This is a genomic window from Bradyrhizobium sp. 33ap4 (assembly GCF_032654765.1).
GTDB lineage: Bacteria > Pseudomonadota > Alphaproteobacteria > Rhizobiales > Xanthobacteraceae > Bradyrhizobium > Bradyrhizobium australafricanum.
In genome coordinates this window covers 1-10,000 of record NZ_JAUMTJ010000018.1, presented here as the reverse complement: position 1 = coordinate 10,000, position 10,000 = coordinate 1, and the positions used below count along the sequence as shown (strand labels likewise).

The window sequence follows — 10,000 nt, the reverse complement described above, 5'->3', positions numbered from 1 at the left end:
CGAATGCTCCGCACTCGATCAAAATGGTGGGCCTGGGAAGACTTGAACTTCCGACCTCACGCTTATCAAGCGCGCGCTCTAACCAACTGAGCTACAAGCCCCTAACACGAGAGACATGCCGGCGCGCACTCGACCTGAAGTCGGTACATCGCACAGCGCTCAGCCCCTGGCGCGTGTTCGTCCGCGAAGAAAGAGAAACGAAGACGGCGAAATCCCGCCAATGGAGCTCAACAATCCTGAAACTGTTGGCCCCTGAATGTTTCTAAAACGATCCGATAGATAGCGTGAGCTGATCTGAAGGATCATCCTTAGAAAGGAGGTGATCCAGCCGCAGGTTCCCCTACGGCTACCTTGTTACGACTTCACCCCAGTCGCTGACCCTACCGTGGCCGGCTGCCCCCTTTCGGTTAGCGCACCGTCTTCAGGTAAAACCAACTCCCATGGTGTGACGGGCGGTGTGTACAAGGCCCGGGAACGTATTCACCGTGGCGTGCTGATCCACGATTACTAGCGATTCCAACTTCATGGGCTCGAGTTGCAGAGCCCAATCCGAACTGAGACGGCTTTTTGAGATTTGCGAAGGGTCGCCCCTTAGCATCCCATTGTCACCGCCATTGTAGCACGTGTGTAGCCCAGCCCGTAAGGGCCATGAGGACTTGACGTCATCCCCACCTTCCTCGCGGCTTATCACCGGCAGTCTCCTTAGAGTGCTCAACTAAATGGTAGCAACTAAGGACGGGGGTTGCGCTCGTTGCGGGACTTAACCCAACATCTCACGACACGAGCTGACGACAGCCATGCAGCACCTGTCTCCGGTCCAGCCGAACTGAAGAACTCCGTCTCTGGAGTCCGCGACCGGGATGTCAAGGGCTGGTAAGGTTCTGCGCGTTGCGTCGAATTAAACCACATGCTCCACCGCTTGTGCGGGCCCCCGTCAATTCCTTTGAGTTTTAATCTTGCGACCGTACTCCCCAGGCGGAATGCTTAAAGCGTTAGCTGCGCCACTAGTGAGTAAACCCACTAACGGCTGGCATTCATCGTTTACGGCGTGGACTACCAGGGTATCTAATCCTGTTTGCTCCCCACGCTTTCGTGCCTCAGCGTCAGTATCGGGCCAGTGAGCCGCCTTCGCCACTGGTGTTCTTGCGAATATCTACGAATTTCACCTCTACACTCGCAGTTCCACTCACCTCTCCCGAACTCAAGATCTTCAGTATCAAAGGCAGTTCTGGAGTTGAGCTCCAGGATTTCACCCCTGACTTAAAGACCCGCCTACGCACCCTTTACGCCCAGTGATTCCGAGCAACGCTAGCCCCCTTCGTATTACCGCGGCTGCTGGCACGAAGTTAGCCGGGGCTTATTCTTGCGGTACCGTCATTATCTTCCCGCACAAAAGAGCTTTACAACCCTAGGGCCTTCATCACTCACGCGGCATGGCTGGATCAGGCTTGCGCCCATTGTCCAATATTCCCCACTGCTGCCTCCCGTAGGAGTTTGGGCCGTGTCTCAGTCCCAATGTGGCTGATCATCCTCTCAGACCAGCTACTGATCGTCGCCTTGGTGAGCCATTACCTCACCAACTAGCTAATCAGACGCGGGCCGATCTTTCGGCGATAAATCTTTCCCCGTAAGGGCTTATCCGGTATTAGCTGAAGTTTCCCTCAGTTGTTCCGAACCAAAAGGTACGTTCCCACGCGTTACTCACCCGTCTGCCGCTGACATATTGCTATGCCCGCTCGACTTGCATGTGTTAAGCCTGCCGCCAGCGTTCGCTCTGAGCCAGGATCAAACTCTCAAGTTGGACTTGAAACCTTGAACCGGCTGATCACAACGTTTGACGAGGTCCCACCATTCTTCGTCGACCGAAGTCAACGAGCCGCCTGCGATTCACATCGTTGGCAGCGATGGTGTAACCTTTAAAACGTGTACCGCCGAAGTCTTTCGTCCACTCTCAGAAGTCAAAAGCCGAAGCTTTCAAGTATTCCGAGAGACGCAAGGACTCCGCCGTCCACGTTTCTCTTTCTTCATCTTCACTTGTCAAACAGCCCGGGATCCGATGACCCCACACCCTTAGAGGGCGGTTCTACCCTTCACCGGCCGACGGTGAACTTCAACCGATTTATGTCGGCTGTTGTGTCACTCATCGAAGTGAGGAGCATCAGTGGCGCGTTCGCTCGCCTTGGTCAGTGACCCGGCGGCGCCGCGCTCAGTGGTTGGTTTATAGTCCGCCCCCCTCGGGATTGTCAACGGCCATTGTCAACAAATCGTCGCACGCCCAAATCGCTTGTGCAGTGCGAAGAAATTCTCGTGCTTTCCGTGGCTTAGGTCGGAGGTAAAAATTCGCCACCCAGCCCTCGCGGCAAAAAACTTTAAAAAAAGTTCGTCACCGGGCGGCCCGTGAGGCCCTCCAAAACGGGTTCCGACCGCCCCGGGGCCGGGCGGCGCGCATCGACCTGCTTTCAGGGAAGCTTTTCCACCTCAAATGCCGCACTTGAGCCACAATCCTGCGACGTTCTGGCTATAACGAATGCATTGAACCGCTCGTAACCTGTGGGGGCTGGGGCGGTTTTTCTGGGGGACCAGGCGATTTTCTCCAAGAATCCGTCGCCTCTTCCCTTCGCGGCCGAGCAACATCGAGAGATCTGCACACCATTGACGTTCGAGATCGCGGCTAGCTAATGGCCATCGGCTTCTCGAATTCGATGCGTGTAGCTCGCCACACTGCCGCGATTCCTCTTCGGGGGATCTAAGGTGGGGACGAGGACGAGCTGAGGTCGATCGCAGTTGCTGGAATTTGGGGGGATATCGGGTTGAGCCAACGGGCGTCACGCGGAAGCGGCATTGGGCGCGAGACCGGGATGATCGATCTCGGTCACGAACCGCCGCTTTCGGTCGACGGCACCGAGGCCGCGGTGATCGACCGCCGCCGTGTCTCCGTTCAATGGTTTAGCGGCACCATTCTGACTGGACTATGTGGCGCGGCCCTGATCGGCGGCGCCGTTTTTGCGTCGCTCGACGGCGAGATGACCTTCGCCAAGGTGCCGGAGCGCGTTGAAGGCGCGCTCCGCGGCGCGTTCACCGGCAACGATCGCGTCGTCAGCCTGCACAAGGGTGACCGCCTGCCGCCGCCCAGCGAATCCTCCGCCTCCCGCAGCCTGGTGCGCGTGTCGACCGTGACCCGCGTCGGCAATCGCGACGTGATGCGGGTGCGGCCCTTCATCCGAATTTCCGGCAATCTCTCGATGACCACGAGCGATCTGTCGGCAAAAATCCCTGCGTTCAATGCGCAGCGTCTCTTGACCGATGTCGGCTCCGACACGCCGGCGGCGGCCGAGGATCCGAATGCCGCGGCCGAGCCCGACGCCGAGGTCTCGTTCGTCACCAAGGATCTCGGCTCCGTGCTGCCGAAGGCCAAGCTCGCCGCGGTCGTCGCGCTCGACGACGTGCTGATGCGGGTCCGCGACGCAGCCAACTGGCGCGGCTCCGGCGGCTCGGTGCGCTACGCTTCACTCGCCAATGCCGCGGCTGACGCGAGCGGCGCCGGCCCCGACATGAGGATGGCCTACGCCACCGAGGGCAACACCTCCGATCCCTATGCCGGCTTCGAGACCCGCGTGGTGCCTGAGAACGTCACCCTGCTGCCGAAGACCAAAGAGCAGGTCACCGGCGGCAATCCGGTCGGCGAACGGGTTCACGTCGTCAGGAAGGGCGACAGCATCACCTCGATCCTGCGCGATCAGGGCGCAACGCCCGACGAGGCGAAGGCGATCGCCGCAACGCTCGGCCCGCGTGGCCGCGAGGGCGGCCTGAAGGAAGGCCAGAAGGTACGAATCCTGATGGCGCCGGCCGCGCCCGGACCGAATGTCAGGCTGCAGCCCTATCGCGTGATCGTCGCCAACGAATCCGTCATCGAGGCCGTCGCTGCGCTGTCCGATCTCGGCAAATACGTTGCCGTCGACGTGCAGAGCATGAACACCGTCACCGAGACCGCCGACAATTCCAGCGACGATGACGAGGATGATGGCAGCGGCGTGCGGCTCTATCAGAGCATTTACGAGACCGCGCTGCGCAACAAGGTGCCGCCGACCGTCATCGAAGACATGGTCAAGATCTACTCCTACGACGTCGATTTCCAGCGCAAGGTCCAGCCCGGCGACTCGTTCGACGTGTTCTTTGCCGGCGAGGACGAGGGCGTCACCAGCACCGAAAAGACCGAAGTGCTCTACGCCGCGCTGACCGTGGGCGGCGAAACCAAGAAATACTACCGATTCCAGAGCTCCGACGACGGCCTCGTCGACTACTATGACGAGACCGGCAAGAGCGCGAAGAAGTTCCTGGTACGCAAGCCGGTCAACAACGCGATCATGCGTTCGGGCTTCGGCGGCCGCCGCCACCCGATCCTCGGCTATGTGAAGATGCACACCGGCGTCGACTGGGCCACCGCCTACGGCACGCCGATCTTCGCTTCCGGCAACGGCGTGCTCGAGAAGGTCGGATACGAGGGCGGTTACGGCAAATATATCCGCATGAAGCATGCCAATGGCTACGAGACCGCCTACGGCCACATGTCGGCGTTCGCCAAGGGCATGGAGATCGGCAAGAAGGTGCGGCAGGGCCAGGTGATCGGCTTCGTCGGCTCGACCGGCCAGTCGACCGGCCCGCACGTCCACTACGAAATCCTGGTCAACGGCCGATTCGTCGACCCGATGCGCGTGAAGCTGCCGCGCGGCCGTTCGCTCGAAGGCCCGATGCTGGCGAACTTCGAGAAGGAGCGCGACCGGATCGAGGCCCAGATGTCCAGCCGCGGCAGCTCGCGAATCGTCTCGGACGCCACCAGTTCCACGTCGCAGACGCGCTCCACCACCAACCGCTGACGGCGGAAACCTCGCTCAGGAAGCCGTTCCATCCGGAACCATCCGCGCCGGTCAGGCTTTGTCCGCTTAGGTAAACCTTGCAGAGGAGGCGCGCATGGCAAGCCTCACCCGCGACGATGTGCTGAAGGCCGTCGGCTCCGCCGACGACGTCACGATCGCGAGGATTATCGCGTCCGGGGCGACGATCACCGAGCTTGCCGAGGCGCAGGCCTGGCTCGCCAATGACGAGCCGCTGATCAATGCCGGCAAGCCGCTGGCCACCGGCCGCGCCCGCGAGCTGGTCGACATCCTGTCCGAACTCGAGCCCGGCGAGGACGACGAGCCGTCACCGCCCATCGCCCCGCAGGAATGACGGGTCCGGCAAGATTTACGGCGCGAGGCTGGCGCAGATCAGGAACACGATTCCGATCGCGGTCAGCCCGAATGCCACGGACGCGAGCGGGAGCAGCATGTCGATGGTGGCATGGGTGGTGTTGATCGTGCTGCCCCAGACCGCGAATTCGCCGGTCCGCCACTCCCGGAACGGAATCGACCGCTGATGCAGGTCGTGCCGATCGTCGTATTTCCGCCAGATCAGCGAAAGCACCCACGGCAATAGCACCGCGACGAACAGCAATACGCTGACGAACATCAGCGACAGCTCGACGTCGTCCTGGCGGTCGAACAATATCCATGCCGCCGCCGCGAACCACGCGACAAGGCCGGCGGCTGCGCCGTAAACGCGCGGATGAAGATCGTCATAGACGGGCCGGTTATGGGCAATGAGGTCTCTGCTCATGCAATTCGCCTTCTGCTGAGGGCGACCGGCGGAGTGGCTTTGCAGGATGATGCAAGGTGGCGCGCGAATCAGCGCTGCGATTCGGGCCAGATAGTTCCTTTGCAGCTGCGCGGGACGTTTGCCACGCCAGCCGATCATTCAGGATGAAAACGAACGCCGTCCCGAGGCGGTTTCATTAATTCGGGCTCACAAAACCGGCCGCCGAACAGGAACTCCGTCGCATGCGGCCCGCCGATGTCATGGCGATGGATGCGGCCTGTCGCCAGGCCGCATCCGGTTTCGCTATCGAAACGCTCAGTTCAGCTTGCGCTTCGAGACCGGGGCCTCGAACTGCACGATCTCGGCGGTTTTGGGCACCTGACCGTTGAAGGTCAGCACGTTGCCCTTCTCCGAGATCACGACATGATCGCCGTCCTTGACCTCGCCGGCGAGGATCATCTCGGCCAGCGGATCCTGCACGCTGCGCTGGATCACCCGCTTCAGCGGGCGGGCGCCGTAAGCCGGATCCCAGCCCTTCTCCGCGAGCCAGTCCCGCGCCTTGGCGTCCAGCGTGAGCTCGATCTTGCGATCCTCGAGCAGCTTGGTCAGCCGCGCGAACTGGATCTCGACGATACGGCCCATCTCGCTCTTCTGCAGGCGGTGGAACAGGATGATCTCGTCGATGCGGTTCAGGAATTCCGGCCTGAAATGCGCCCGCACGACGCCCATCACCTGATCGCGGACCGCCGCGGTGTCCTCGCCCTCCGGCTGATTCACCAGGAACTCCGAACCGAGATTCGAAGTCATGATGATCAGCGTGTTGCGGAAGTCGACGGTGCGGCCCTGACCATCGGTCAGGCGGCCGTCGTCGAGCACCTGCAACAGCACGTTGAAGACGTCGGGATGCGCCTTCTCGATCTCGTCGAACAGCACGACCTGGTAGGGCCGGCGCCGCACGGCTTCGGTCAGGGCACCGCCCTCGTCGTAGCCGACATAGCCGGGAGGCGCGCCGATCAGCCGCGAGACCGAGTGCTTCTCCATGAACTCGGACATGTCGAGGCGGACCATCGCGGTCTCGTCGTTGAACAGGTCAGCGGCGAGCGCCTTGGTCAGCTCGGTCTTGCCGACGCCGGTGGGGCCTAAGAACATGAACGAGCCGGTCGGCCGGTTCGGATCCTGCAGGCCCGCGCGGGCACGGCGCACGGCGGTTGCCACCGCACGCACGGCTTCAGCCTGGCCGACGACGCGCTTGGCGAGACTGTCCTCCATTTTCAGGAGCTTGTCCTTTTCGCCCTCGAGCATCTTGTCGACCGGCACGCCGGTCCAGCGCGAGACGACCTGCGCGATGTGGTTGGCGGTGACCGCCTCCTCCATCATCTCGCCGCCGCTCGGCTTGCTGTTCGCTTGCGCCTCGATGTCGGCGAGCTTCTTTTCCAGCTCGGGAATCCGGCCATAGGCCAGTTCGCCCGCCTTCTGGAATTCGCCGCGACGCTGCGCATTGGCCAGCTCAACGCGGAGCGCGTCGAGTTCGCTCTTCAGCTTCTGGGCATTGGAGAGCTTGTTCTTCTCCGCGCTCCAGCGCGCCGTCAGCGCCGTCGATCGCTCCTCGAGCCCTGCGAGCTCCTTCTCCAGGGTCTGCAAGCGGCTCTTGGAGCCGGCATCGTTCTCCTTCTTCAGCGCCTCCTGCTCGATCTTCAGCCGGATGATGTCGCGATCGAGCGAATCGAGCTCTTCCGGCTTCGAATCAACCTGCATCTTCAGCCGCGCCGCCGCCTCGTCCATCAGGTCGATGGCCTTGTCCGGCAGGAAGCGGTCGGTGATGTAGCGGTTCGACAGCGTGGTCGCGGCCACCAGCGCGGAGTCGGTGATGCGCACGCCGTGATGCTGCTCGTATTTGTCCTTGAGGCCGCGCAGGATCGAGATGGTGTCCTCGACCGTCGGCTCGCTGACATAGATCGGCTGGAACCGGCGAGCCAGCGCCGCATCCTTCTCGACATGCTTGCGGTACTCGTCGAGCGTGGTCGCACCGATACAGTGCAACTCACCACGCGCGAGCGCAGGCTTCAGGAGGTTGGACGCGTCCATTGCGCCGTCGGTCTTGCCGGCGCCGATCAGGGTGTGCATCTCGTCGATGAACAGGATGATGCCGCCCTCGGCCGACGAGACCTCCTGCAGAACCGATTTCAGCCGCTCCTCGAACTCGCCGCGATATTTCGCGCCGGCGATCAAGGCGCCCATGTCGAGCGACAGCAGCTTCTTGTCCTTCAAGCTCTCCGGCACGTCGCCATTGAGGATGCGCAGCGCCAGGCCCTCGACAATGGCGGTCTTGCCGACGCCGGGTTCACCGATCAGGACGGGATTGTTCTTGGTCCGCCGCGACAGAACTTGAATCGTGCGGCGGATCTCCTCGTCGCGGCCGATCACCGGGTCGAGCTTGCCGTCGCGCGCAGCCTGGGTCAGGTCGCGGGCATATTTCTTCAGCGCGTCGTAAGCGTTCTCGGCGGTCGCACTGTCGGCGGTGCGGCCCTTGCGCAGCGCTTCGATCGCCGCGTTCAGGTTCTGCGCCGTGACGCCGCCCTTGCTCAGGATCGAGGCCGCCTCGCTGCCCTTCTCGAGCGTGAGCCCGAGCAGCAGCCGCTCGACGGTGACAAAACTGTCGCCGGCCTTGTCGGCGGCCTTTTCCGCCGCATCGAAGGCACGCGCCAGCTCCGGCGACAGGTAGACCTGCCCGGCACCATTGCCCGAGACCTTCGGCAGCTTGTTCAGCGCCTCTTCGGTCGCTTTCAGGATTGCTCTGGAATTGCCGCCCGCACGGTCGATCAGACCGCCGGCGAGCCCTTCATTGTCGTCCAGCAGCACCTTCAACAGGTGCAACGGCGAGAACTGCTGGTGACCGTCGCGCATTGCGAGCGACTGGGCAGACTGGATGAATCCGCGCGCGCGCTCGGTGTACTTCTCAATGTTCATTCGTTTTCCCTCGGCCTGCCGTCACCACCCATTCAGGCATGGTTCCGGCATCTTCATTGGGTTTCCGCGGGCCGCGTTGACGTTCCTCAACCAGCCTCTGGTCGTCGCCATCATTTTTCAGGCTTGCCGCAGATGTGGGCACTTGGTTCCAAAACGGAAGAGCCACAATCTGCGATTTCACCCGATGAAGCTCAGCGCCGCACGATGGCGACAAGGTAGCGGCAGGGCTGAGCCGTTTCGTTACGGAAGACGATGTCCGACGGCGGACCGAGCTCGACGCGATCGCCCGCAGCGAGCTCGTGGCGCTCCGCCCCTTCCATCAAAGTGAGGCGGCCGCTGATCACCCACACCACCTGGCGGACCAGGTGGTAGGCGCTGGCGGGGAAGCCGGCTTCCTGCCTCGCAGGCAGCTCGATCTCCACCAGCTCCAGCGGATTGGCCGGATGCAGGAACACTTGCCGCCGCAGATAGGCCGCCTTCGGATCTCGCCACACCGGCTGATCCTTGGCCCGCTGCAGGCGGGAATTTCGTGAGGCAACCTCGAACAGCGCGGCCATGGTCAGGCCATAGGCCGTGGCGATCCGCGACAGCGTCGCCGCCGTCGGGCTTGCCTCCGCCCGCTCGATCTTGCTGAGCATGGCCTTGGACACGCCCGCCCGCCCGGCGAGGTCCGCCAGCGACCAGCCGCGGCCCTCCCGTTCGGCGCGAACCCGCCGCCCGAGAGCCTCATCGGCCTTGTCCTCTATAATTGACATATCGTCTTATATAATAGACGATGGGGATCCGTTCAAGAGGCCCGTCAAGGAACCACCGATGATTATCCGCCCCGCCACAGAGCAGGACATCCCTGCGATTACCGCGATCTTCAACGAGGCGGTCGCCAACTCGAATGCGATCTGGACGGAGAAGCAGGATTCCGAGGCCGAGCGGCTGGCCTGGATGACGGCGCGGCTGGCTCTGGGCTATCCCGTGCTGGTGGCCGTCGAGGGGACGACGGTGCTCGGCTACGGCACATTCGGCGACTTCCGGGCCTTCCCGGGCTACCGCTACAGCGTCGAGCACAGCGTCTATATCCATGCCGATCATCGCGGCCGCGGCCTCGGCCGGATCATCGTCGACGAGCTGATCGCCGCGGCCACCGCGCTCGGCAAGCACGTCATGATCGCCGGCATCGACGGCGGCAATCTCGCCTCGCTGCGGCTGCACGCGCGGGCCGGCTTTGTCGAGGTCGCCCGGATGCCGGAGGTCGGACGCAAATTCGGCCGCTGGCTCGATCTCGTGTTCATGCAGCGCCAGCTGGACACTCCTGGAGCGGCGCGCGCCGACTAGTAGCTCGTCACAGTGATTTTGACTCTTTGGGTATGCCTGGATAGGCGCGCCCCAGTTTGGTGCGAGCTTTGTC

Annotated in this window: 6 protein-coding genes, 1 tRNA gene and 1 rRNA gene; 3 read left to right on the top strand and 5 right to left on the bottom strand. The window is 62.5% G+C overall.

The features are described from left to right. Nucleotides 1–24: 24 nt before the first annotated feature. Together Q2M23_RS15585 and Q2M23_RS15580 are read right to left on the bottom strand one after the other, a co-directional pair. A tRNA-Ile gene (locus tag Q2M23_RS15585) sits at nt 25–101 on the bottom strand. 211 nt (nt 102–312) lie between these two features. After that, nucleotides 313–1,801, bottom strand: a 16S ribosomal RNA gene (locus Q2M23_RS15580). Between the two features lie 1,009 nt (nt 1,802–2,810). Between Q2M23_RS15580 and Q2M23_RS15575 the strand changes: the two genes are divergently transcribed. Together Q2M23_RS15575 and Q2M23_RS15570 are read left to right on the top strand one after the other, a co-directional pair. Next, the gene (locus Q2M23_RS15575; protein ID WP_225160476.1) at nt 2,811–4,874 is read left to right on the top strand and encodes a M23 family metallopeptidase; all 2,064 of its coding nucleotides are present in this window, start codon (nt 2,811–2,813) and stop codon (nt 4,872–4,874) included. 94 nt (nt 4,875–4,968) lie between these two features. Further along, nucleotides 4,969–5,226 carry a hypothetical protein gene (locus tag Q2M23_RS15570; RefSeq protein ID WP_225645335.1) on the top strand — a complete coding sequence of 86 codons (258 nt, stop codon included), beginning with the start codon at nt 4,969–4,971 and terminating at the stop codon, nt 5,224–5,226. 15 nt (nt 5,227–5,241) lie between these two features. On the opposite strand, the gene Q2M23_RS15565 is transcribed toward Q2M23_RS15570, so the two are convergent. The 3 genes from Q2M23_RS15565 to Q2M23_RS15555 all read right to left on the bottom strand — a co-directional run bounded on the left by Q2M23_RS15565 (nt 5,242) and on the right by Q2M23_RS15555 (nt 9,353). Further along, entirely contained in the window at nt 5,242–5,652 is a 411-nt protein-coding gene (locus Q2M23_RS15565; protein ID WP_316396053.1) for a hypothetical protein, read from the bottom strand. Between the two features lie 294 nt (nt 5,653–5,946). Beyond that, nucleotides 5,947–8,598 (bottom strand): ATP-dependent chaperone ClpB, encoded by a 2,652-nt coding sequence (gene clpB, locus Q2M23_RS15560; protein ID WP_057017858.1) that lies wholly within the window; start codon nt 8,596–8,598, stop codon nt 5,947–5,949. A 191-nt stretch (nt 8,599–8,789) separates the two neighbouring features. Then, nucleotides 8,790–9,353, bottom strand: a complete 564-nt coding sequence (locus Q2M23_RS15555) for a helix-turn-helix domain-containing protein (RefSeq protein ID WP_076827465.1) — start codon at nt 9,351–9,353, stop codon at nt 8,790–8,792. Nucleotides 9,354–9,411: 58 nt separating this feature from the next. On the opposite strand from Q2M23_RS15555, the gene Q2M23_RS15550 reads away from it, so the two are divergent. Then, nucleotides 9,412–9,927, top strand: coding sequence for an N-acetyltransferase family protein (locus Q2M23_RS15550; RefSeq protein WP_316396052.1), 516 nt, complete (start codon nt 9,412–9,414; stop codon nt 9,925–9,927). The last annotated feature ends 73 nt before the right edge of the window (nt 9,928–10,000 follow it).

Excerpts from the sequence above, each read along its gene's own strand:
- Q2M23_RS15570 (WP_225645335.1), top strand. The coding sequence starts at position 4,969 with ATGGCAAGCCTCACCCGCGACGATGTGCTGAAGGCCGTCGGCTCCGCC.
- Q2M23_RS15565 (WP_316396053.1), bottom strand. The coding sequence starts at position 5,652 with ATGAGCAGAGACCTCATTGCCCATAACCGGCCCGTCTATGACGATCTT.
- clpB (WP_057017858.1), bottom strand. The coding sequence starts at position 8,598 with ATGAACATTGAGAAGTACACCGAGCGCGCGCGCGGATTCATCCAGTCT.
- Q2M23_RS15555 (WP_076827465.1), bottom strand. The coding sequence starts at position 9,353 with ATGTCAATTATAGAGGACAAGGCCGATGAGGCTCTCGGGCGGCGGGTT.
- Q2M23_RS15550 (WP_316396052.1), top strand. The coding sequence starts at position 9,412 with ATGATTATCCGCCCCGCCACAGAGCAGGACATCCCTGCGATTACCGCG.